The sequence below is a fragment of the Hydrogenophaga sp. L310 genome, assembly GCF_055703065.1.
In genome coordinates this window covers 393,819-416,447 of record NZ_JBVPZA010000002.1, presented here as the reverse complement: position 1 = coordinate 416,447, position 22,629 = coordinate 393,819, and the positions used below count along the sequence as shown (strand labels likewise).

General features: G+C 67.2%; 21 protein-coding genes. 11 read left to right on the top strand and 10 right to left on the bottom strand.

Going from position 1 to position 22,629, the window contains the following annotated elements:
- The first annotated feature begins 83 nt into the window (after window positions 1–83).
- A complete protein-coding gene (gene dnaK / locus AC0GNO_RS05695; RefSeq protein WP_472889666.1) occupies window positions 84–2,021 on the top strand; it encodes a molecular chaperone DnaK in 1,938 nt (645 codons plus the stop codon).
- 84 nt (window positions 2,022–2,105) lie between these two features.
- Window positions 2,106–3,236, top strand: a complete 1,131-nt coding sequence (dnaJ, locus tag AC0GNO_RS05690; protein ID WP_472889665.1) for a molecular chaperone DnaJ — start codon at window positions 2,106–2,108, stop codon at window positions 3,234–3,236.
- A 100-nt stretch (window positions 3,237–3,336) separates the two neighbouring features.
- Here dnaJ and AC0GNO_RS05685 read toward each other — a convergent pair whose 3' ends face one another.
- On the bottom strand, window positions 3,337–3,765 hold the full coding sequence (locus AC0GNO_RS05685) for a DUF1810 domain-containing protein (protein WP_472903274.1): 429 nt from the start codon (window positions 3,763–3,765) through the stop codon (window positions 3,337–3,339).
- A 237-nt stretch (window positions 3,766–4,002) separates the two neighbouring features.
- Here AC0GNO_RS05685 and AC0GNO_RS05680 point away from each other — a divergent pair, with 237 nt between their 5' ends.
- The 5 genes from AC0GNO_RS05680 to AC0GNO_RS05660 all read left to right on the top strand — a co-directional run bounded on the left by AC0GNO_RS05680 (window position 4,003) and on the right by AC0GNO_RS05660 (window position 10,808).
- Window positions 4,003–5,136, top strand: a complete 1,134-nt coding sequence (locus tag AC0GNO_RS05680) for an NAD(P)/FAD-dependent oxidoreductase (RefSeq protein WP_472903273.1) — start codon at window positions 4,003–4,005, stop codon at window positions 5,134–5,136.
- A gap of 39 nt (window positions 5,137–5,175) precedes the next feature.
- Window positions 5,176–5,904 carry an ABC transporter ATP-binding protein gene (locus AC0GNO_RS05675; RefSeq protein WP_472903272.1) on the top strand — a complete coding sequence of 243 codons (729 nt, stop codon included), beginning with the start codon at window positions 5,176–5,178 and terminating at the stop codon, window positions 5,902–5,904.
- Complete coding sequence (locus tag AC0GNO_RS05670; RefSeq protein WP_472903271.1) at window positions 5,882–8,383, top strand: ABC transporter permease; 2,502 nt, start codon at window positions 5,882–5,884, stop codon at window positions 8,381–8,383. Before AC0GNO_RS05675 ends, AC0GNO_RS05670 begins: the two co-directional genes overlap by 23 nt.
- Window positions 8,384–8,427: 44 nt before the next feature.
- A complete protein-coding gene (locus AC0GNO_RS05665) occupies window positions 8,428–9,051 on the top strand; it encodes a glutathione S-transferase family protein (RefSeq protein ID WP_472903270.1) in 624 nt (207 codons plus the stop codon).
- A 131-nt stretch (window positions 9,052–9,182) separates the two neighbouring features.
- The gene (locus tag AC0GNO_RS05660) at window positions 9,183–10,808 is read left to right on the top strand and encodes a gamma-glutamyltransferase family protein (RefSeq protein WP_472903269.1); all 1,626 of its coding nucleotides are present in this window, start codon (window positions 9,183–9,185) and stop codon (window positions 10,806–10,808) included.
- Between the two features lie 26 nt (window positions 10,809–10,834).
- On the opposite strand, the gene AC0GNO_RS05655 is transcribed toward AC0GNO_RS05660, so the two are convergent.
- Window positions 10,835–11,302, bottom strand: coding sequence for a rhodanese-like domain-containing protein (locus AC0GNO_RS05655; protein WP_472903268.1), 468 nt, complete (start codon window positions 11,300–11,302; stop codon window positions 10,835–10,837).
- Window positions 11,303–11,580: 278 nt separating this feature from the next.
- Here AC0GNO_RS05655 and AC0GNO_RS05650 point away from each other — a divergent pair, with 278 nt between their 5' ends.
- Complete coding sequence (locus AC0GNO_RS05650; RefSeq protein WP_226462773.1) at window positions 11,581–11,781, top strand: hypothetical protein; 201 nt, start codon at window positions 11,581–11,583, stop codon at window positions 11,779–11,781.
- Window positions 11,782–11,843: 62 nt separating this feature from the next.
- Here the strand turns inward: AC0GNO_RS05650 and AC0GNO_RS05645 are convergent, their stop codons facing one another.
- The 6 genes from AC0GNO_RS05645 to AC0GNO_RS05620 all read right to left on the bottom strand — a co-directional run bounded on the left by AC0GNO_RS05645 (window position 11,844) and on the right by AC0GNO_RS05620 (window position 17,563).
- Window positions 11,844–12,926: a sulfate/molybdate ABC transporter ATP-binding protein gene (locus tag AC0GNO_RS05645; protein WP_472903267.1), complete on the bottom strand. Its 1,083-nt coding sequence runs from the start codon at window positions 12,924–12,926 to the stop codon at window positions 11,844–11,846.
- Between the two features lie 18 nt (window positions 12,927–12,944).
- The gene (cysW, locus tag AC0GNO_RS05640) at window positions 12,945–13,862 is read right to left on the bottom strand and encodes a sulfate ABC transporter permease subunit CysW (protein ID WP_472903266.1); all 918 of its coding nucleotides are present in this window, start codon (window positions 13,860–13,862) and stop codon (window positions 12,945–12,947) included.
- Window positions 13,859–14,740 carry a sulfate ABC transporter permease subunit CysT gene (gene cysT, locus AC0GNO_RS05635; protein ID WP_472903265.1) on the bottom strand — a complete coding sequence of 294 codons (882 nt, stop codon included), beginning with the start codon at window positions 14,738–14,740 and terminating at the stop codon, window positions 13,859–13,861. Before cysT ends, cysW begins: the two co-directional genes overlap by 4 nt.
- 147 nt (window positions 14,741–14,887) lie before the next feature.
- On the bottom strand, window positions 14,888–15,883 hold the full coding sequence (locus tag AC0GNO_RS05630) for a sulfate ABC transporter substrate-binding protein (protein ID WP_472903264.1): 996 nt from the start codon (window positions 15,881–15,883) through the stop codon (window positions 14,888–14,890).
- 103 nt (window positions 15,884–15,986) lie between these two features.
- Window positions 15,987–16,550: an RBBP9/YdeN family alpha/beta hydrolase gene (locus AC0GNO_RS05625; protein ID WP_472903263.1), complete on the bottom strand. Its 564-nt coding sequence runs from the start codon at window positions 16,548–16,550 to the stop codon at window positions 15,987–15,989.
- On the bottom strand, window positions 16,547–17,563 hold the full coding sequence (locus tag AC0GNO_RS05620) for a sulfate ABC transporter substrate-binding protein (protein WP_472903262.1): 1,017 nt from the start codon (window positions 17,561–17,563) through the stop codon (window positions 16,547–16,549). Before AC0GNO_RS05620 ends, AC0GNO_RS05625 begins: the two co-directional genes overlap by 4 nt.
- Before the next feature lie 257 nt (window positions 17,564–17,820).
- Between AC0GNO_RS05620 and AC0GNO_RS05615 the strand changes: the two genes are divergently transcribed.
- A complete protein-coding gene (locus AC0GNO_RS05615) occupies window positions 17,821–18,855 on the top strand; it encodes a ZIP family metal transporter (RefSeq protein WP_472903261.1) in 1,035 nt (344 codons plus the stop codon).
- Window positions 18,856–18,878: 23 nt separating this feature from the next.
- Here the strand turns inward: AC0GNO_RS05615 and AC0GNO_RS05610 are convergent, their stop codons facing one another.
- On the bottom strand, window positions 18,879–19,580 hold the full coding sequence (locus tag AC0GNO_RS05610) for a haloacid dehalogenase type II (protein WP_472903260.1): 702 nt from the start codon (window positions 19,578–19,580) through the stop codon (window positions 18,879–18,881).
- A 158-nt stretch (window positions 19,581–19,738) separates the two neighbouring features.
- Between AC0GNO_RS05610 and AC0GNO_RS05605 the strand changes: the two genes are divergently transcribed.
- Together AC0GNO_RS05605 and AC0GNO_RS05600 are read left to right on the top strand one after the other, a co-directional pair.
- Window positions 19,739–21,103, top strand: coding sequence for an MBL fold metallo-hydrolase RNA specificity domain-containing protein (locus AC0GNO_RS05605; RefSeq protein ID WP_472903259.1), 1,365 nt, complete (start codon window positions 19,739–19,741; stop codon window positions 21,101–21,103).
- Between the two features lie 4 nt (window positions 21,104–21,107).
- Window positions 21,108–22,304 (top strand): lytic murein transglycosylase, encoded by a 1,197-nt coding sequence (locus AC0GNO_RS05600; RefSeq protein ID WP_472903258.1) that lies wholly within the window; start codon window positions 21,108–21,110, stop codon window positions 22,302–22,304.
- On the opposite strand, the gene AC0GNO_RS05595 is transcribed toward AC0GNO_RS05600, so the two are convergent.
- Window positions 22,305–22,622 carry a HepT-like ribonuclease domain-containing protein gene (locus AC0GNO_RS05595; protein WP_472903257.1) on the bottom strand — a complete coding sequence of 106 codons (318 nt, stop codon included), beginning with the start codon at window positions 22,620–22,622 and terminating at the stop codon, window positions 22,305–22,307.
- Window positions 22,623–22,629: the final 7 nt, after the last annotated feature.

Here is a 22,629-nt window from a genome sequence, read left to right as displayed (position 1 = left end):
AGTTATCCACACATCTTCCACAAGGGATGCACACCGCATCCACACCCTTTTCAACATTCACTTTTTAGAACCGGAGCACACAAATGGGAAAAATCATCGGCATCGACCTGGGCACCACCAACTCGTGCGTGTCCATCATGGAAGGCAACACCACCAAGGTGATCGAGAACTCGGAAGGTGCGCGCACCACGCCGTCGATCGTGGCCTACCAGGAAGACGGTGAGGTGCTGGTCGGCGCGTCCGCCAAGCGCCAGGCCGTGACCAACCCCAAGAACACGCTCTACGCGATCAAGCGTCTGATCGGCCGCAAGTTCACCGAGAAAGAAGTCCAGAAGGACATCGACCTCATGCCCTACTCCATCGTGGCCGCCGACAACGGCGACGCCTGGGTGGAAGTGCGCGGCAAGCAGATCTCGGCCCAGCAGGTCAGCGCCGACATCCTGCGCAAGATGAAGAAGACCGCCGAGGACTACCTGGGTGAGCCCGTGACCGAAGCCGTGATCACGGTGCCGGCCTACTTCAACGACGCCCAGCGCCAGGCCACCAAGGACGCCGGCCGCATCGCCGGCCTCGACGTCAAGCGCATCATCAACGAGCCCACCGCCGCGGCCCTGGCCTTCGGCCTCGACAAGCAGGAAAAGGGCGACCGCAAGATCGCTGTGTACGACCTGGGTGGCGGCACGTTTGACGTGTCCATCATCGAAATCGCCGACGTCGATGGCGAGAAGCAGTTCGAAGTGCTGTCCACCAACGGCGACACCTTCCTGGGCGGCGAAGACTTCGACCAGCGCATCATCGATTACATCGTCACCGAGTTCAAGAAAGAACAGGGCGTTGACCTGACCAAAGACGTGCTGGCCCTGCAGCGCCTGAAGGAAGCCGCTGAAAAAGCCAAGATCGAACTGTCCAGCTCGGCCGCGACCGACCTGAACCTGCCCTACATCACGGCCGACGCATCGGGCCCGAAGCACCTCAACATCAAGCTCACGCGCGCCAAGCTCGAAGCCCTGGTGGAAGAGCTGGTCGAGCGCACCATCGCCCCTTGCCGCATGGCGATCAAGGACGCCGGCATCAGCGTGGGTGACATCCACGACGTGATCCTGGTCGGCGGCATGACCCGCATGCCCAAGGTGCAGGAAAAGGTGAAAGAGTTTTTCGGCAAGGAGCCGCGCAAGGACGTGAACCCCGACGAAGCCGTGGCCGTGGGTGCTGCCATCCAGGGCCAGGTGCTCTCGGGTGACCGCAAGGACGTGCTGCTGCTGGACGTGACCCCGCTCTCCCTGGGCATCGAGACCATGGGCGGCGTCATGACCAAGATGATCCAGAAGAACACCACGATCCCGACCAAGTTCAGCCAGGTGTTCTCCACCGCCGAAGACAACCAGCCGGCCGTGACCATCAAGGTGTACCAGGGCGAGCGCGAGATCGCTTCCGGCAACAAGGCGCTGGGCGAGTTCAACCTCGAAGGCATTCCGGCCTCGCCGCGCGGCATGCCGCAGATCGAAGTGTCGTTTGACATCGACGCCAACGGCATCCTGCACGTGGGCGCCAAGGACAAGGGCACCGGCAAGGAAAACAAGATCACCATCAAGGCGAACTCGGGCCTGTCCGAAGCCGAGATCCAGCAGATGGTGAAAGACGCCGAGCTCAACGCCGCCGACGACAAGAAAAAGGTCGAACTCGTGCAGGCCCGCAACCAGGGCGAAGCCATGGTGCACAGCGTGAAGAAGTCGCTGGGCGAACACGGTGACAAGCTCGACAGCGGCGAAAAAGACGCCATCGAAGCCGCGATCAAGGACGTGGAAGAAGCGCTCAAGGGCGAAGACAAGGAAGCCATCGAGTCCAAGACCGAAACGCTCATGAGCGCCAGCCAGAAGCTGGGCGAAAAGGTCTACGCCGCATCGCAGGCCGAGGCCGCCGCAGCGGGCGCCAGCGAAGGCGCCAGCCAGGAGAGCGCCAGCAAGGCCGCGGCCGACGACGACATCGTTGACGCCGAAGTGAAAGAAGTGAAGAAGGGCTGATCGCCATTTCGATGGCTTTCAAGCCGCCGCCGCGTCCGGGCAACCCGACGCGGCGTTTGTGTTCAAACAGATCTGCAATAGACCATGGCTAAACGCGATTTTTACGAAGTGCTGGGCGTGCCCAAGAACGCCTCGGACGACGAAATCAAGAAGGCGTATCGCAAGCTGGCGATGAAGCACCACCCGGACCGCAACCAGGGTGATGCGGCCAAGGCGGCCGAAGAACGGTTCAAGGAGGCCAAAGAGGCCTACGAAATGCTGTCGGACCCGCAAAAGAAGGCGGCCTACGACCAGCACGGCCACGCCGGCGTGGACCCCAACATGCGCGGCGGCCCGGGCGCCGAGGGCTTCGACGGCTTCTCGGGCGCGTTCGGCGACATCTTTGGTGACATTTTTGGCGGTGCCCGCGGCCAGCGCAACGGCCGCCAGGTCTACCGCGGTTCGGACCTGTCCTACGCCATGGAAATCAGCCTCGAAGAGGCCGCCACCGGCAAGGAGGCCCAGATCAAGATCCCTTCGTGGGACGACTGCGAAAGCTGCAAGGGCACCGGCGCCAAGCCCGGCACCAGCGTCAAGACCTGCACCACCTGCCACGGCCAGGGTGTCGTGCAGATGCGCCAGGGCTTCTTCAGCGTGCAGCAGACCTGCCCGCACTGCCACGGCAGCGGCAAGATCATTCCCGAGCCCTGCACCAGCTGCCACGGCCAGGGCAAGATCAAGAAGCAGAAGACGCTGGAGATCAAGATCCCCGCCGGCATCGACGACGGCCAGCGCATCCGCAGCAGCGGCAACGGCGAGCCGGGCCAGAACGGCGGCCCGTCGGGTGACCTCTACATCGAGATCCGCCTGCGCAAGCACGACATCTTCGAGCGCGAGGGCGACGACCTGCACTGCCAGGTGCCCGTCCCCATGACCACCGCCTCCCTCGGCGGCGAGATCGACGTGCCCACGCTGCAAGGCAAGGCCACCATCGACCTGCCCGAAGGTACACAGAGCGGCAAGACCTTCCGCCTGCGCGGCAAGGGCGTCAAGGGCGTGCGCAGCAGCTACCCCGGCGACCTGTACTGCCACGTGGCGGTCGAGACGCCGGTCAAGCTGACCGAGCACCAGCGCAAGCTGCTCAAGGAACTCGACGAGTCGTTCAAGAAGGGCGGCCACAAGCACAGCCCGAACGACAAGGGCTGGTTTGAAAAGGCGAAGAGCTTCTTCGCCTGATTTCGGCTGAGCGGTTCAGAAAAACAAAGGGGCGACGGGTGACCGTCGCCCCTTTTTTGTTTTCATCCGATCAACCCGCGGACCTGCTCACCGACTCCTTCTACCCATCAGCCAGCAACCCCAGCGTCTTCGGGCAGCGGGTACCACTGAAGAACTGCCGCAATGCGGCGGAGAACTCGGGTGTTTCCGGTGAGACCGCCTCGAACAGCGTCAGGCAGCTGCGGAACTTGAGAGCGTCAATGGGGCCGAGGATGGACTCGGCGCTCTGGCCAACGTGGTGGCTGATCGCGCGGATGCATTCGATCAGCCGTGGGCCCAGCATCGGATGGGCCAGATAGGCCGCCGCTTCGGCCTTGCCGCTGATGCCGTAGAACTGGGCGTGGTGGCTGTTCCCCAGACCGCGGAGCTGGGGCAACACGAACCAGATCCAGTGGGTCTGCTTGCGACCCTGGTTCAGCTCGGCGAGCGCGGTTTCATGGACGCCGGACTGGGCATCGATGAAACGCTGGAGGTTGAACGGATCGTGCATGCCGGTGATGGTTGACGAAGGCGTTGCAGGATTCAAGGTGACCTGGAGCGGTTTCTCCCGGCGCCGGAGAGGCCAGTGTAGCCAACGACGGGCGCTGCTCGGCAGGGTCCTCTCGGTGGTTCATCCAGACCACCCACCCGCCCATGACAACGAACACCCCAAGCACTTCGCCCGACCGCCTGCGCAGTGGGTCCACACCAGCACCAGGCCAATCCGGCGCGCCGTAACATGCCGGGCATGAGCACCCCAACGCACGACTTCATCATCCTCGGCGCCGGCATCGCGGGCGCCTCCACCGGCCACTTCCTCGCACCGCACGGCCGCTGCGCCATGCTGGAACGCGAGAGCCAGCCGGGCTACCACAGCACCGGGCGTTCGGCGGCACAGTTCATCGCCAGCTACGGGCCGCCCCAGGTGCGCGCGCTCTCGCGGGCGAGCGAACCTTTCTTCCAGCACCCGCCCGATGGCTTTGCTAGCGCGCCGCTGCTCACGCCGCGCGGTCTGCTCACGGTGGCCGGCGAGGCCGAGCTGCCCCATCTGCAAGAGGCCTGGGACGTGCTCAAGGCCATCAGCCCCCGGGGCCGCTGGCTGGGCGCCGACGAAGCGCTGGCGATGGTGCCCGCGCTGCGCCCCGAGAAGGTCAGCGCCGCCATCCTGGAACCCGACAGCTTCGACATGGACGTGCACGCCATCCACCAGGGTTACCTGCGCGGCTTCCGGCGCGCGGGTGGCGAGTTGGTGACGGATGCGGAAGTGGTGTTCATTGATCGAGCAGGCGATCTCTGGCGCGTGCGCACCGCAGCCGGTGCCGAATACACAGCGCCGGTGCTGATCAACGCCGCCGGCGCGTGGTGCGACGCCATCGCCGGTCTGGCCGGTGTGGCGCCCATCGGCCTGGTGCCCAAACGCCGCACGGCCTTCACCTTCGCGCCCCCGGCTGGCGTGGACACGGCGCACTGGCCGCTGCTGCTCGCCGCCGACGAGAGCTTCTACATGAAGCCCGACGCGGGCGCCCTTCTCGCCTCGCCCGTCAACGCCGACCCGACCGTGCCGCAGGACGTGCAGCCCGAAGAGCTGGACATCGCGCTCGGCCTGCACGCCATCGAGACCTGGACCACGCTCACGCCGCGCCCCACGCACACCTGGGCCGGCCTGCGCTCCTTCGTGGCCGATGGCGAGCTGGTGGGTGGCTTCGATGCGAGCGCGCCCGGCTTCTTCTGGTGCGCGGCGCAAGGCGGCTACGGCATCCAGACCAGTGCGGCGATGGGCGAAGCCTGCGCGGCGCTGGCGCGCGGGTGGCCACTGCCGGCGCACATCAGCGCCTGTGGCTTGACCGCGGCGATGCTCTCACCCGGGCGGCTGCGAGACTGAGCCTGGGAACCTAACCCGCACCCCACGCTCACACCGCCCATGCCCACACCGCCCCCCCTCATCGAAACCCACGACCTCAGCATGTCCTACCCCCTGGCGCACACGCGGGTCGACGTGCTGCGCGGGGTCAATCTCCGCATCGAGGCCGGCACGCGGGTGGCGATCGCCGGGCCTTCGGGTTCTGGCAAGACCTCGCTGCTGTTGCTCTTCTCCGGGCTGGAGCGGCCGAGCGGCGGGCGGGTGGTGATCGACGGGGTGGACCTCGCCACGCTGGACGCCGACGGCCTGGCCGATCTGCGGCGCGACCGCATCGGCATCGTGTTCCAGAGTTTCCACCTGCTCGCCAGCCTGAGCGCGCTCGACAACGTGGCCTTGCCGCTGCAGATGGCCGGGCGGCGCGATGCGCGCGACGCGGCCCGCGCCATGCTCGCCCGCGTGGGCCTGGCCGACCGGCTGACGCACTACCCGAGCCAGCTCTCGGGCGGCGAGCAACAACGCGTGGCGATTGCGCGCGCACTGGTGCACCGCCCGAGCCTGCTGCTGGCCGACGAACCCACCGGCAACCTGGACGACCAGACCGCCGAGTCGGTGCGCGAGCTGCTGTTCGAACTGAACCACGACCTCGGCACGACGCTGGTGCTCGTCACGCACGACCTGGAGTTCGCCGCCCGCTGCGACCGCGTGCTGCGCCTGCACGACGGGAAGCTGCACGAAACGCCGGCACCGGCCACCGGGGAGGCCCGCGATGTCCATGCGCTTCCTGCTTGAACTCGCCTGGCGCGACCTGCGCGCCAGCGGACGCAGCCTGTGGATCTTTGTCGCCTGCCTGGTGCTCGGTGTGTCGCTGGTGGCCGCGGGCGGTGGGCTGTACCGCCAGGTGGCCGACGCGCTGCGCAACGACGCGCGCCTGCTCTTCGGTGGCGACGTGGAAGTGCAACACACGCAACCGCTGCCCGCCGACGCGCTGGCCTGGATGCAGCAGGGTGCCACGGTCTCGCGGCTGGTGGAACTGCGCACCATGCTGCGCATGGCCGACGGCCGTTCGCAGCTGATCGAACTGCAGAGCACCGACAGCGCTTACCCGCTCTACGGCACGGTGACGCTCTCACCCGCCGGCACGCTGGCGGATGCGCTGCGCGGCCCCGACTGGGGCGCCGCGATCGACGGCGCACTCGCGCAGCGCCTGGGCCTGGCGCCCGGCGACCGCATTCACATCGGCGACCTCAACCTCGAAGTGCGCGCCCTCATCACGCGCCAGCCCGACCGCAGCCTGCGCGCTGACTGGGGCGGCGCCCCGGTGCTGGTGGCCGACGGCGCACTCAGGGCCACCGGCCTGGTGCAGCCGCTCAGCCGCGTCGAGTACCACTACCGCGTGCGCACCGACGAACCCCCGGCGTTGTGGCGCGACCGTTTCATGGCCGCCTTCCCGGCGCTGGACGCCGAGGTGCAGACCTTCGACGAGCGCAGCGCGCGCATGACCGAGGTGCTGGGGCAGATCGGCTCGGGCCTGCTGCTGATCGGGTTCTCGGCGTTGTTCATCGGTGGCCTGGGCGTGTTCAACAGCGTGCAGGCCTACCTGCAGGGCAAGCTCACGGCGCTGGCCACGCTGCGCGCGCTGGGCCTGCGCGACGGCCGGCTGGCGGCGATGGTGCTGCTGCAGATCGTGATGCTGGCGCTGCTGGCGAGCGGCGCGGGCGTGTTGCTGGGCAACGCGCTGGCGCTGGCCGGCGCCTACGCCACGGCCGATCGCCTGCCGATGTCGGTGCTGCTGGCCGGGCTGTGGATGCCCTCGCTGGTGGCGCTGGGCTTTGGTGTGCTGACGGCGGTGGCCTTTGCGCTGCCGGCGCTGGGCCGGGCGTTGTCGGTCACGCCGGCGGCGCTGTTCCGCGGCGTCAGCGGCATCGCGCTGCAGACACCACGCCGCACCTGGTGGCTCACCGCCGGCGTGGCGCTGCTGCTGTTGGCGGCGCTGGTGCTCAGCCTGCCCGATCCGCGCTTCGGGCTCGCCTTCGTGCTCGCCACGGGCGCGCTGCTGGTGCTGCTGGAAGCCATCACGCGCGGGCTCAAGCGCTGGGCCGCGCGGCTGCAGGCGGGCCGGCTGCCGCTGGAACTGCAGCTCACGCTGGCCGGCCTGCAGCAACCGGCCTCGCCGCTGCGCGCCGCCCTGCTCTCGCTCGGCTCGGCGCTCACCCTGCTGGTGGCCTGCACCCTGGTGGTGGCGACGCTGCTGCGCACCGTGAACGACACCGTGCCGGCCAACGCGCCGGCGCTGGTGTTCTACGACGTGCAGACCGAACAGATCGGCGCCCTGCGCGCGACGCTGCAGGCCGCGCCCGGTCTGCAGCGCGTGCTGACCGCGCCGCTGGTGCTGGGCCGGCTGGCGGCGGTGAACGGTGAGGCGCTGCGCGAGAGCGGCGACGGCGAACGCGTGCGCGAAGCGCGCGACGAACAGAAACTCAGCAACCGCAGCGGCAACATCGACGACGTGGTGATCCAGCGCGGTGCCTGGTGGCCCGAGGGCCACAGCGGCGAACCGCTGGTGGCGATGGAAGACCGCGAGGCCGACCAGCTGGGCCTGAAGGTCGGCGACCGGCTGCGTTTCGACATCATGGGCACACCGGTGGAAGCCCGGCTGGTGGCCATCTACAGCCAGCGGCGCATGCAGTCGCGCCTGTGGCTCGAAGCCATCTTCAGCGACGGCGTGCTCGACCCCTTCATCACGCGCCACGTGGGTGCGGCCTGGCTGCCGGCCGGCGAAGCCCTGGCCGCGCAGGACCGGCTGGCCGCGGTGGCGCCCAACATCGTCAGCGTGCGCACCGAATCCCTGCTGCGCGAAACCCGCGCGCTCATGGGCCGCGCCAGCACCGGGCTGGCGGTGGTGGCCGGGGTCTGCCTGGCGGCCAGCCTGCTGGTGCTCGCCAGCGTGGTCGCGGCCAGCCGCAGCCGCCAGGTGTTCGACGCCACGGTGATGCACGCGCTGGGCGCGCGGCTCTCCAGCCTGCGGCGCGTGCTGGTGTGGGAATTCGCGGTGCTCGCCGGGGTCACCGCCGCCTTTGCCCTGCTCGCCGGCAGCGCGCTCGCCACCGGCCTGCTGCGCTGGCGCCTGGACCTGGACCCGGCCGGCCTCTACTGGGCCGGCGCGCTCACGGCGCTGGGCGTGAGCGTTGTCAGCCTCGGTCTGGGCGCGCGCTACCTGCTGCGGCAGATGCGGCTGAACCCGGCCATGCTGCTGCGCAGCGGGGTCTGAGCGATAGCTCCACAATGTGTGTTCCCCATCGTCAACGCCCCGCCATGAGCCTCATCGTCCACCACCTGAACAATTCCCGCTCGCAGCGCCTGCTCTGGATGCTCGAAGAGCTGGAACTGCCCTACGAAATCCGCGCCTACCAGCGCGACCCTCGCACCATGCTCGCACCACCCGAGCTCAGGCAGGTGCACCCGCTGGGCAAGTCGCCGGTGCTGGAAGACGGTCGGATCAAGCTGGTAGAAACCGGCGCGATCTGCGAGTACCTGGTCGAGAAGACCGGCCGCCTCGGCCCCGGCGACAGCGGTGAAGGCCTGCGCCGCTACCGCCAGTTCCTGCACTACGCCGAAGGTTCGGTCATGCCCATGCTGCTGCTGATGCTGGCCATGGGCAAGGTGCCGCTGATGGGCAAGATCGCGCTCAAGCGCATCCAGCCCATGGTGGACGTGCACCTGGACTACATCGAACAGGAACTGGCCTCGCGGCCCTGGTTTGCGGGCAAAGCCATCAGCGCGGCCGACATCATGATGAGCTTCCCCCTTGAGGCGGCCGTGTCACGGGCCGGCCTGGGCTCCTCGCGGCCGGCCACCATGGCCTGGCTCAAGAAGATCCATGCCCGCCCCGCTTACCAGCACGCGCTGGAAAAAGGCGGCGAATACGACTACGCCTGAAACACACCCCAGGGTCAACGCTTGAACGCTCCGCGCCAAGAACCCTGCGCCAGCGTCCATTGGGCCGGCGCACCGCTTCCACACTTCGGTGGCACCCGCGCGTGGGAGCTGCCCCGCATCGACCCAAGCCCATGAACCTGCAGAACACCCACGGCTACCCCAGCACCCGCCTGCCGCTGTTCGCGCGCAACATCGTCAGCACCTCGCACCCGTTGGCCGCGCAGGCCGGGTTGCGCATGCTGCTGCAAGGCGGCAACGCGGTGGACGCGGCCATCGCCGCGGCGGCCGCGCTCACCATCACCGAGCCGGTGAGCAACGGGCTGGGGTCGGACGCGTTCTGCATCCTCTGGGACGGGCAGCAACTGCACGGCCTCAACGCCTCCGGCACCGCGCCGACGGCCTGGACGCCGGGCTACTTCCACCGCAAGCACGGCAGCGACGCACTCACGCCCCCGAAGCGCGGGATCGATTCGGCCACCGTGCCGGGTGCCGTGGCCGGCTGGGCGGCCTTGAGCGAACGCTTCGGAAAACTGCCGTTCGCCGACCTGATGCAACCGGCGATCGAACTGGCCGAGCGAGGCTATGCGGTGCCGGTGGTGGTGCGGCAGAAATGGGCCGCGGCCACGCCCGAGCTGCAAAGCCAGCCCGGCTTTGCCGAGCACTTTTTGCCCTGGGGCCGCGCGCCGCAGGTGGGTGAACTGTTCAAGTTTCCGGCCGCCGCGCGCGGCCTGCGCGCCATCGCCGAATCCAGAGGCGAGGCCTTCTACCGCGGCCCCATCGCGCAGGCGCTGGCGCGCTTTGCGGCACAGCACGGCGGCGCGCTCACCGAGGCCGACCTGGCGGCCTTCCACCCCGAATGGGTCAGGCCCATCGGCCAGGACTACCGCGGCCACACGCTGCACGAGATCCCGCCGAATGGCCAGGGCATCGCCGCGCTGATCGCGCTGGGCATCCTCTCGAACTTCGACCTCGCGGCGACGAAGGTCGACAGCGTGGCCGCGCAACACCTGCAGATCGAGGCCATGAAGCTCGCCTTCGCCGACGTCTACCGCTACGTGGCCGAACCCGGCGCGATGGACGTGAGCAGCGAACAGATGCTCGACCCCGCCTACCTGCGCGAACGCGCCAGGCTGATCGACCCGCAGCGCGCGCAGGACTTCGGCGCCGGCAACCCCGCCCAGGGCGGCACGGTCTACCTCACCGCCGCCGACGAGCGCGGCATGATGGTCAGCTTCATCCAGAGCAACTACATGGGCTTCGGCTCGGGCGCGGTGGAGCCGTTGTATGGCATCAGCCTGCAGAACCGCGGTCACGGCTTCAACCTCGGCACCGGACCAGGCCGCAACAGCGCCAACCTGGTGGCGCCGGGCAAGCGTCCCTTCCACACCATCATTCCCGCCTTCCTCACGAAAGACGGGCAACCGGTGATGAGCTACGGCGTCATGGGCGCCAACATGCAGCCGCAGGGCCATGTGCAGACCCTCGTGCGTTTGCTCGACCACGGCCAGAGCCTCCAGTCAGCGTGCGATGCGCCGCGCTGGCGCTTCGACGCCGGGCTGCACATCAACGTCGAATCCGCCATGGACCCGGCCACGGTGCAGGGCCTGAAAGACCTGGGCCACCAGACCCGCCTGATCGACGACCCCTACCAGGACTTCGGCGCGGGGCAGTTCATCTGGCGCCTCGGCGACCCGGCGAGCGAGGGCTACGTGGCGGCGAGCGACCCGCGGCGCGACGGGCAGGCGGTGGGATTTTGAGGGGCGTATCCCGGCGGCTCCGCCACTCAGCTTGCAGAGGATGGCGGTGCCGTTTTCAGCGCCACATCATTCAGCTTTTTCCAAGCCTGGAAGCCACCGGCCACCGACAAGGCCTTCGGATAGCCCAGTGAGCGAAGCAGCGATGCCGCGGCGAGGCTTCTCCGCCCGCTGTTGCAGACACACAGCAGCAAGTGATCGCGCGCGTGGTGCAACTGATTGATCATTGAAAAGAAGGACATGGCATCCATGTCTTTCGGCTTGCCCGCGTCCAGAATGTCCTGCTCGTCCTCGGTCAAGGTGTGGCCGAGCATGCGCTTGACCTCGAACAACGGAATGTGCACGCTGTCCGGGATGGCGCCTTTCATCTCGATCTCGAAGGTCTGACGAATGTCGATCATCGAGGCCAGTCCCAGCCGACAAAGCTCCAGCGCGGTGGGCAGCGTCACTTCGAGGGCGGCCAGTTCCTCTTCGGAGATAGCGTCATCCATGTTCATCGTGCGGCCCAGCATCAATGCGGATGCAAACGCGCAGCCGCGCTGGATATTCTGCCTGAGCGCGCAACGGGTCTGATACACAAGGCCCCCGCGCTGGCCAGCGGCTGGATCTGGCTGGGGCTGGCTGGACCGCTGCGCCATCTGAAAAGAAAAAGGCCACAACGCCGACGCGGTTGACGCGGGCCCGCGCTCGGATCAGGCTGCGATTGCGGCATTGCCGTTGGCTCAAACAGGCAGCGACAGCCGCATGGCCGGTGAACCTTTTCAAGGAGATTGCCATGCAACACATCCACCCACCCCCAGACCAGGCGATGTCCAACCACCCGCTGGAATATTCAGACCCGGAGTTGCGCGCGTACGCCGAAGAGCAGGCGGAAGACATCCTTGAGGGAGTCATCCACTACATGCCGCTCATCCTGCCCGGCATGGCGGCCTTGCTGATCTTCATGCTGGCCTTCGTCGCGGTGACCATGGCGTGAGCGCGCCAGTGCCGCCTCAAGCGGCTGCACCTTGCTGACGCAGAAACGCTGATCGGTAGCGATCAGGCCGGCTGCAGGAACACCCGCGCCTTGCGCGGCGACACCACCAGCGTCTCGCCTTCCTTGAAGCCCAGCTCGCGGAACTGCTGCGCGGGGATCTGCGCCTCGATCAGCGGGTCGTGGCCGGCGGGCTGGTTGTTCTCCACCGGCAACAGCTCCAGCCGCGCGATCGGGCCGACCACGATGGCCCTGCTGAGCGTGGCCACGATGCCGCTGGCACCCGGCGTGTAACGTTGCACATCCAGATCGTGCGGGCGCACGTAGGCAAAGGCCTGCGCGTTCTGCGCGTCGGCGTGTTCGGGCGTGTGAATGGCCACGCCGTCCAGGTGCAGCAGGCCTTCGTGTGCGCGACCGTGGAACAGGTTCACGTCGCCCAGGAAACCGTAGACAAAGGGGCTGGCCGGGTGGTCCCACACGTCCTGCGGTGAACCGCTCTGCTCCACCACGCCCTTGTTCATCAGCACCACGCGGTCGGCCACTTCCAGCGCTTCCTCCTGGTCGTGGGTGACGAAGATGCTGGTCACGTGCAGCTCGTCGTGCAGCCGGCGCAGCCAGCGGCGCAGCTCCTTGCGCACCTTGGCGTCCAATGCGCCAAACGGTTCGTCGAGCAGCAGCACCTGCGGTTCGACCGCGAGGGCGCGCGCGAGCGCGATGCGCTGGCGCTGGCCGCCAGAGAGTTGCGAGGGGTAGCGGTCACCCAGCCAGTCGAGCTGCACCAGCTTGAGCAGGTCGGTCACCTTCTGCTTGATCTGCGCATCGCTGGGGCGCTGGTCGCGCGGTTTCACGCGCAGACCAAAGGCCACGTTCTCGAACACGCTCATGTGGCGAAACAGCGCGTAGTGCTGGAACACGAAGCCCACGTTGCGCTCGCGCACGTGCACATCGGTGGTGTCTTCGCCGCTGAAGTGGATGCTGCCGCTGTCGGGCGTTTCCAGCCCCGCGATGATGCGCAGCAGCGTGGTCTTGCCGCAGCCCGAGGGGCCCAGCAGCGCGAGCAGTTCGCCCGAGGCGATGTCGAGGTTGACATCGCGCAGGGCCTGGAACGTGCCGAAGTGCTTGTTGACGTTGCGGATTTCAATGCTCATGGGAATTCCCGTTGAAGGTCAGTTGGCGATGCCGGCAGTAGCGCCCCGCGCAGGGGTGGGCCGCTCGGGCGGCAGCTCGGCCAGGGCCTTGAGTTCGCTTTCCATGCGCCACTCGGCCACCGACTTGATGGCCAGCGTCACCAGCGCCAGCAGGGCCAGCAGCGAGGCGACGGCGAAAGCGGCGACCGACTGGTATTCGTTGTAGAGAATCTCCACGTGCAGCGGCATCGTGTTGGTCTGGCCGCGGATGTGGCCCGAGACCACGCTCACCGCGCCAAACTCGCCCATGGCGCGCGCGTTGCACAGGATCACGCCATAGATCAGGCCCCACTTGATGTTGGGCAGGGTCACGTACCAGAATGTCTGCCAGCCGGTGGCGCCGAGCACCTGGGCCGCCTGCTCCTCGTCATTGCCCTGTGCCTGCATCAGCGGGATGAGTTCGCGCGCGATGAAGGGGAAGGTGACGAAGATGGTGGCCAGGATGATGCCGGGCACGGCGAAAACGATCTTGATGTCGTGCTCCGCCAGCCAGGGGCCGAACCAGCCCTGCGCACCGAACACCAACACGTAGATCAGGCCGGCCACCACGGGCGACACCGAGAACGGCAGGTCGATCAGCGTGGTCAGGAAAGACTTGCCCTTGAACTCGTACTTGGCGATGCACCAGGCCGCCGCCACGCCGAACACCAGGTTCAGCGGCACCGCGACCAGCGCCGTGATGAAGGTGAGGCGGATGGCGGACCAGGCGTCCGGCTCCCGGAGCGCTTCCGCATAGGCGTCCCAGCCCTTGCGCAGGGCCTCGGTGGCCACGGCCGCCAGCGGCAGCACGAGGAACAGGAACATGAAGACCAGCGCGATGCCGGTGAGCGCGTAACGCACCCACGGCGCTTCGGTGGTGCCGCGCTGGGCGGTGCGGATGTTGTTCTGGCCACTCATTGCGAATTCCCTGCTGAACGCTTGCGCTGCCAGCCTTGCAGGCCGTTGATGACCAGCAGCAGGGCGAAGGAGATCACGAGCATCACCGTGGCCACGGCGGTGGCTCCGGCGTAGTCGTACTGCTCCAGCTTGCTGATGATGATCAGCGGCGTGATCTCGGAAATCATGGGCATGTTCCCGGCGATGAAGATGACCGAACCGTATTCACCCACGGCGCGGGCAAAGGCCATGGCAAAACCGGTGAGCAGCGCGGGCGCGATGCTCGGGAAGATCACGCGGCTGAAGGTCTGCCAGCGCGTGGCGCCCAGACAGGTGGCGGCTTCTTCGAGTTCCTTCTCGGCGTCTTCCAGCACCGGCTGCACCGTGCGCACCACGAAGGGCAGGCCGATGAAGATGAGTGCGATCACGATGCCATTGGGGTTGAAAGCGAGCTGGATGCCGTGCGGCTCCAGCAGCGAGCCGATCCAGCCGTTGCCGGCCAGCAGCGCGGTGAGCGAAATGCCGGCCACGGCCGTGGGCAGCGCGAACGGCAGGTCCACCAATGCGTCCACGATCTTCTTGCCCGGAAAGTTGTAACGCACCAGCACCCAGGCCACCAGCAGGCCAAACACCACGTTGACCATGGCGGCGATGAACGAGGCGCCGAAGGTAAGCCGGTACGAGGCCAGCACGCGCGGCCCGGTGACCGCCTCCCAGAACTGCGGCCAGGTCAGGGTGAAGGTCTTGAACACCAGCGCCGACAGCGGGATCAGCACGATCAGGCACAGGTAAAACACCGTGAAGCCCAGCGTGAGGTTGAAGCCGGGCAGCACTCGCACTGGCGTGCGGCGAGCAGCAGAGACGGGGACGGTCCCGGCGGACAGCGTGGCAGAGGTCATGTCGAACGGCAAAAGTTGTGGAGCGAAAGGCCCGATCCAGGGGTGCGGTGGAACCGGCTTCGCCGGGCCACTCGCACCGTCCCCCCTCCCAGCGCCGCAGGCGCGCCTGAGAGGGGGGAAGCTGCGTCAGCAGCGCAGGGGTGTTACCTACTTCGTCGTGTACAGCTTGTCGAACTGGCCACCGTCGTTGAAGTGCACCTTCTGCGCGTCGGCCAGGGATCCGAAGTACTGCTCCACCGTGAACAGCTTGATCGGCTTGAAGGCGGCCGCATATTTCTTCAGCACGGCTTCGTTGCGCGGGCGGATGTTGTGCTTCGCCGCGATCTCCTGGCCTTCGGGGCTGTAGAGGAAGTCGAGGTAGGCCTTGGCGTCCGCCGCCGTGCCCTTCTTGGCCACCGTGCGCTCGACGATCGCCACCGGGTTCTCCGCCACGATGCTGGCGCTGGGGTGGATCACATCGACCTTGCCGGCGCCGAATTCCTTGTCCACCGACACCACCTCGGATTCAAAGGTGATCAGCACGTCACCGATGTTGCGCTGCAGGAAGACGCCGGTGGCATCGCGCCCGCCGCGCGCCAGCACCGGCACGTTCTTGTAGAGCTTGCCCACGAACTCGGCGGCCTGCGCGTCGCTGCCGCCCTTGGCGCGCACCTGGCCCCAGGCGGCCAGGTAGGCCATGCGCCCGTTGCCGCCGGTCTTGGGGTTGACCACCACCACCTGCACACCGGGCTTTATGAGGTCGTCCCAGTCCTTGATGCCCTTGGGGTTGCCGTTGCGCACGAGGAACAGCATGGTCGACGTGGTGGGTGCCGCGTGGTTCGGAAATTTCTGGCGCCAGTCCTTGGCGACCACGCCCTTCTCGGCCAGGAAGTCCACATCGGTGGTGGTGTTCATGGTCACCACCTCGGCCTCCAGGCCATCGGCCACGGCGCGCGCTTGGGCGCTGGAGCCGGCGTGCGACTGGTCGACCTTGATGTCCTTGCCGGTGCTCTTCTTGTGGCTGGCGACGAAGGCGGCATTCAGGTCTTTGTAGAACTCGCGCGACACGTCGTAGGACACGTTGAGCAAGGTGGACTGCGCGGTGGCCAGGGAAGCGGTGGCGAAGGCGATGGCGCCGAGGGTGAGTTTGATGGTGTTTTTCATGGCGATCAGCGTTTGATAGAAGGAATGCATCGCATGGTAGGGAGGCATCTTTTGTTCTCAAACGAATTTGTTCTTCTTTTCATATGCTTCAAACGTATAACGATCAGGCGGCTCGCCGCAGCAGCTCGCCGGGGTCGATGTCAACACCCAGCTGCACCAGCAACTGCAGCCCCAGCGGCCATTCGCCAAAGCCGGCCTCCACGTTGATGTGACCCGCGTGCTCCAGGCGCACGAACTCGCTGCCCCAGGCCCGCGCAAAGGCGCCTGCCAGGCGCACCGGGCAATACGGGTCGTTGCTGCTGGCCACCAGGATGCTGCGGTAAGGCAAACGCTGGTAGGGCACGGGCGCGAAGTCGGCGAGTTGGGCGCGCCGTTCCGGGTCGGCCGGCGCCACCAACAGCGCTGCGCTCACACGTGCCGTGGCCTCGGGCGGCAGGTGGGCGGTGGCGATGCAACCCAGGCTGTGGGCGACCAGCACGACCCGTTCGCCCCGGCTCGACAGGATGTCGTCTGACAGCCGCTCCACCCAATCTTTGCGGCGCGGAAACAGCCAGTCGCCCTGCGCCACCCGATGGCTGTTGGGCAGGCGATCGGCCCACAGGCTTTGCCAATGCCCAGGCTCGGAATTGCGCCAGCCCGGCACGATGAGGATGCGGGTGGTGTTCATTGGCGGCGACTGTAGATCTGGTCGAAGCTGCCGCCGTCGGCGAAGTGCACTTTGGCCGCTTGCTCCCAGCCGCCAAAGGCCTCTTCGATCTTGAACAGGTTGAGCTTGGGCAACTGCCTGGCGTACTTGGCCTGGGCCTTGGCCGAGATCGGGCGGTAGAAGTTCTTGCCGATGATGTCCTGCGCCTCTTCGGTGTACAGGTACTCCAGGTAGGCCTGCGCCACGGCGCGCGTGCCCTTCTTGTCCACGTTTTTGTCCACCACGGTCACCGCGGGCTCGGCCAGGATGGAGAGCGAGGGGTAGACAAAGTCCACCTTGTTGCCGAACTCCTTCTCCAGCAGGTAGGCCTCGTTCTCCCAGCTGATGAACACATCGCCCTGGGCGCGCTGGGCGAAGGTGATGGACGAGCCGCGCGCGCCCGAGTCGAGCACGGGCACGTTGGCGTAGAGCTTGGCCACAAACTCCTTGGCCTTGGCATCACCGCCGTACTTGCGCTTGGCGAATTCCCAGGCCGCCAGGTAGTTCCAGCGCGCGCCGCCCGAGGTTTTGGGGTTGGGGGTGATGACCTTCACGTCCGGGCGGATCAGGTCGTCCCAGTCCTTGATGTGCTTGGGGTTGCCGGCGCGGGTCACCAGCACGATGGTGGAGGTGTAAGGCGAGCTGTTGAGCGGCAGGCGCTTCTGCCAGTCTTTCGGAATCCAGCCGCCGTTGTTGTGCAGCGCGTCGGTGTCACCGGCGAGGGCCAGCGTGGCCACGTCGGCGTCCAGCCCATCGATGATGGAACGCGCTTGCTTGCCCGAGCCGCCGTGGCTTTGTTTGATGCTCACGTCCTGGCCGGTCTTGACCTTCCAGTGTTTGGCGAAGGCGGCGTTGTATTCCACGTACAGCTCACGTGTCGGGTCGTAGGACACATTGAGCAACGTGACCGGGGCGGGCTGCGCGAAGGCCGGCAATGCGGTAGCGGCCAGGGTGCCGGCGATCAGGGTGGTGGTGAAGCTGCGGCGGGTTTTCATGGGTTTTCTCCGGAAATGAATGAACAACGGAGCGGATCATGGAAGCCAATCAATCAAACTGGAACGAATACGTTTTCAGTTACTTATTACTAAAACAGCTGAGTCATATGTGTTTTGGCGTCAAAGACCCGGCGCAGACCTCCGCCGCGGCTATGGGTCTCATCAAAGCAATCAAATAGCGCTGTTTGATAGTTTTTGACAAAATATCCATCCAGAACGGTTGAAAACACCGCCGAACACCCCGCCAGGAGCCCGCCATGACCGCCCTCATCCGCCAGATCCAGCCCGTGTGGTTCCAGATGCAGCATCTGGAGCTGCCGGTGCCACCGCACGCGCTGCGCAACGCCCTGTTCGCTCTGTCTGCCGGCCTGCTGCTGATGGCCGGGCTGGCGGCAGGCAGCACCTTCTGGGCGCCCACCCGCGTCTGGTGGGACGCCACCGGCGCCAGCAGCGCCATGACGGCGGGCGTGCAGGCGTCGCTGCTCGCTGCGCTGGCCACCGCGGTGGGTGCCTTGCCGGTGTTCCTGGTGCAGCGCGTGAGCAAACGGCAGGAGTCGGCACTCATGTCGTTCGCCGCGGGTGTGATGCTGGCCGCGGCCATCTTCGCGCTGCTCCTGCCGTCGATTGATGCCGGGCAGGCCCTGCTCGCCGCCACCGGCTCGGCGCGCACCGGCGCCGCCGGGCTCACCGCCATCGGCCTCACGCTGGGCATGTTGCTGATGATCGGCATCGACCGCGCCCTGCCGCACGAACACGCGGTGTTGCCCCCGGCCGCCACCGGCCACGCCGCGCAATGGACCACGGCCGACGGCCGCGACCCGGGCGCCACCCAGCGCGCCTGGCTCATGGTGCTGGCCATCCTGATCCACAACGTGCCCGAGGGCCTGGCGGTGGGCGCGGCCTACGCAGGCACGGCGCTCGGCGTGGACGGCGGCGACCCGGTGAACGCGGGCGCCTCGGTGGCCTTGGCGATCGGCCTGCAGAACATGCCCGAAGGCCTGATCTTGGCGATGGCCTTGCGCACGCTGGGCCAGAGCGCGGGCAGGTCGTGGGCGGTGGCCGCGCTCTCGGGCCTGGCCGAGCCCTTCGGCGCGATCACGGGCCTGGCCCTGCTCGGCAGCCTGCCGGCCTTCTATCCCATCGGTCTCGCGGTGGCCGCGGGCGCGATGATCTTCGTCGTGAGCCACGAGATCATTCCCGAGACGCACCGCAACGGCTTCGAAGGCATGGCCTCGGTCACGTTGATGGCGGGCTTCATCTTCATGCTGATGCTGGACGCCAGCCTGGGCTGACCGTTGGCCGCCGGGTCAAAACCTCAAGGCGCGGGGCCCAGCACGTCCAGCACCGCCGTCAGGTCAGCGCCGGTGTGGTCGGGCCGCCGGCCGATGGTCTCGAAGGGCAGGCCCTGGCGGTTGATCCAGAGCGTGGTGAAACCGAACCAGGTGGCGCCGAGCACGTCCCACGCGTTGCTGGAGACGAACAGCACATCCGCCTTCTCCGCCGCGATGTGGCGGGCCACCTCGCCATACGCCACCGGCATGGTCTTGAACTGGCGCACGCCGTCAACCGAGATCACATGGTCCAGCAGATCGGTCATGCCCGCGCTCTGCACGGCCGAGGCCAGCATCTCGGGGTTGCCGTTGGAGAGGATCGCGGTCGTCATGCCGCGCCCGCGCAGGGTCTGCAGGACACCGTGGTTTTCCGGAAAGGCGGTGAGCTGTGCGTACTGCGCCATCAGCGCATCTTCGTGCGCGTCCGACAGCGGCAGGCCCAGCCGCTGCAGGGCGTAGCGCAAGGCCTGGCGGGTCAGGTCCCAGAACGGCCGGTAGTGGCGGCTGCCGTTTTCGCCGTCGGGGTCCGACAGGGAAATCAGGCGCGTGTATTCGATCTGCTTGTCGCGCCATATCGTCGAGATCGCCGCACCCTGGCCGGGGTACAGGTGCTCGGCCAGTGCGCTGATCGAATACACGTCGAACAGGGTGCCGTAGGCATCAAATACAACCGCCTGAATGGACATGGACAGGGCTCCGGTGTGTGGTGTTTGAAAGTGCGCCGATGCAGCGGCATCGCGCCGCGTGCTCCCGCATTCTGGGCCGCGCAGCCCGGAATGCCAAAGCCCTGTTGAGGCCCTGCGCATGCAGGGGTTCCCCGCACCCGAGGGGTAAGATGGTTCGCATGAATGTACACATCCGATTCCTCGGCGCGGCCGGCACCGTCACCGGCTCCAAATACCTCGTTGAATTCAACGGTCAGAGCGTGCTCGTGGACTGCGGCCTGTTCCAGGGCTACAAGCAGCTGCGCCTGCGCAACCGCGACCCGCTGCCGGTGATGCCCAACCACATCGGCGCCGTGATCCTGACGCACGCGCACCTGGACCACAGCGGGTACCTGCCGCTGCTGGCCAAGGAGGGTTTTCGCGGCAAGGTCTGGGCCACACCCGCCACGCGCGACCTCGCGCAGATCCTGCTGCCCGACAGCGGCCACATCCAGGAAGAAGACGCCAATTTCGCCAACCGCAAAGGTTTCAGCAAACACGCGCCCGCGCTGCCGCTCTACACCGAAAGCGATGCCCTGGACAGCCTGAAACTGATCCGCACCGTGCCCATGCACCAGGTCTTTGAACCGCTGCACGGCTGGAAGGCGAGTTTCACCAGCGCGGGCCACATCCTCGGCGCGGCCAGCCTGCTGCTGGAAGTGTGTGGCAAGCGCATCCTGTTCTCGGGCGACCTGGGCCGGCCCGACGATTCGCTCATGAACCCGCCCGACAAGCCGCCCGCGGCGGACGTGGTGGTGGTCGAGTCCACCTACGGCGATCGCGAGCACCCGGAGGAAGATGTGCTCGCCGAGCTCGGCCCGGCGCTGGCGCGCGTGGCCGCGCGCGGCGGCACGGCCGTGGTGCCGGTGTTTGCGGTGGGCCGCGCGCAGGAGATCCTGCACGCCATCGTGCTGCTCAAGGCCAACGGCGTTCTGCCGCACAGCCTGCCGGTGTACCTGGACAGCCCCATGGCCATCCACACCACCGACCTCTACGACCGCCACCTGGGCGAACACCGCCTGAACGCCGCGCAATGCCGCGACATGGAGCACGTGGCCAAGATGACGCGCAGCGCCGATGAGTCCAAGGCCATCGCGATGCAACACGGCCCCAAGATCGTGCTGGCCGCGGCCGGCATGGCCACGGGCGGGCGCGTGCTGCACCACCTGGTGCAGTACCTCGGCCACCACCGCAACATGGTTGTGCTCACCGGTTACCAGGCGCCCGGCACGCGCGGCGCCAGCCTGTCGGACGGCGCGACCAAGCTGCGCATCCACGGCCAGGACGTCCCCGTGCGCGCCGAGGTGGTGCAGATGCAATCGGCTTCGGCCCACGCCGACGCCAGCCAGCTCATGGACTGGCTGCGCGCCATACCCGCACCTCCACGCCGCGTGTTCGTGACGCACGGCGACATGGGCGCCTCCGACGCGCTGCGCCACCGCATCGAGACCGAGTTGCGCTGGCAGGCCATGGTGCCGGAACACGGTTCGACATGGGCGGCATGAAGAAATGAAACACCTCCTGCGACGGGCCGCACTGGCCACATTGACGTTCTCCCTGCCCGCGTTCGCCCAGACCGCGCCGCCCGAATTCACCCGCTGCATCGACAGCCTGCAGGGCGCTGCCCGCGCCGCCGGGGTCTCCGAATCGACCTACCGCCGCTTCACCCAGGACCTGCAGCCCGACATGAGCGTGATCGAAAAGCTGGACTACCAGCCCGAGTTCCGCATGCCGATCTGGGACTACCTCAGCGGCCTGGTCGACGAGGAACGTGTGGCCGAAGGGCGCGCCATGCTGGCGACGCACGCCGAGACGCTCGCGCGCGTGCAGCAACGCTACGGCGTGGATCCGGCCACCGTGGTGGCGGTGTGGGGCGTGGAGAGCAACTTCGGCCAGAATTTCGGCAAATACCCGCTGGTGCAGGCACTGGGAACGCTGTCGTGCTTCGGCCGGCGCCAGGCGTTCTTTCGCGGCGAGTTCTATTCGACGCTGCGCATCCTGCAGGGCGGCCACATCGCGCCCGAGCGGCTGGTCGGCTCCTGGGCCGGCGCCTTCGGCCACACGCAGTTCATGCCCACCACCTTTGAACGCCTGGCCGTGGACTTCGACGGTGACGGCCGCCGCGACCTGATGGACAGCACCACCGACGCGCTCGCCTCCACCGCGAACTTCCTGGCCAAGGCCGGCTGGCAGACCGGCCAGCCCTGGGGTTTCGAGGTGAAGCTGCCGGAGGGCTTCAACACCACGCAGGAAGGCCGCCGCAGCAAACGGCCGATCAGCGAGTGGGCCGCGCGCGGTGTGCGCCGCGTGGACGGCTCTCCGCTGCCGGCAGGTCTTGGCTCAGCCGGCCTGATGACGCCCGCGGGCGCACAAGGCCCGGCCTTCCTCGTGTTCAGGAACTTCGATGCGGTCTACAGCTACAACGCCGCCGAAAGCTACGGCCTGGCCATCGCCCACCTGAGCGACCGCCTGCGCGGCGCCGGCCCCTTCACCACCCCCTGGCCCACCGACGACCCGGGCATCTCACGCGCCGAGCGCCGCGAACTGCAAGGCCTGCTGATCCTGCGCGGCCACGACATCGGCGAAGTGGACGGCATGCTGGGTGAAAAGAGCCGCGCCGCGATCCGGGTGGAACAGGCGCGCCTGGGGCAGGAAGTGAACGGGCGCGGTGGGCTGAAGATCTTGCGCGCGCTGAGGGGCAGCTGATCAGGGGCTCAACAAAGCGTCCAGCGACTGGCGCAGCGCCGGTATGTCATCCAGCGCGGTCCGCCACAAGATATCGAGGTCGACGTCAAAGTAGGCATGAATCAGCCGATTGCGGATATCCACCGCCTCTCGCCAGGGAATGGATGATTCGCTTTGGCGCACCTCAGCCGACACGCGCGCAGATGCTTCACCGATGATCTCTAAAGCGCGAACCAGAGCGAAGCTCAGCATTTCGTCCTGATCGAGATCTGGTCGTGACCGTCCCAGCACAAACCGCTCGACGGACAGGCAGGCATCGCGCATGTGCAGGATGCGCACGCGGTCG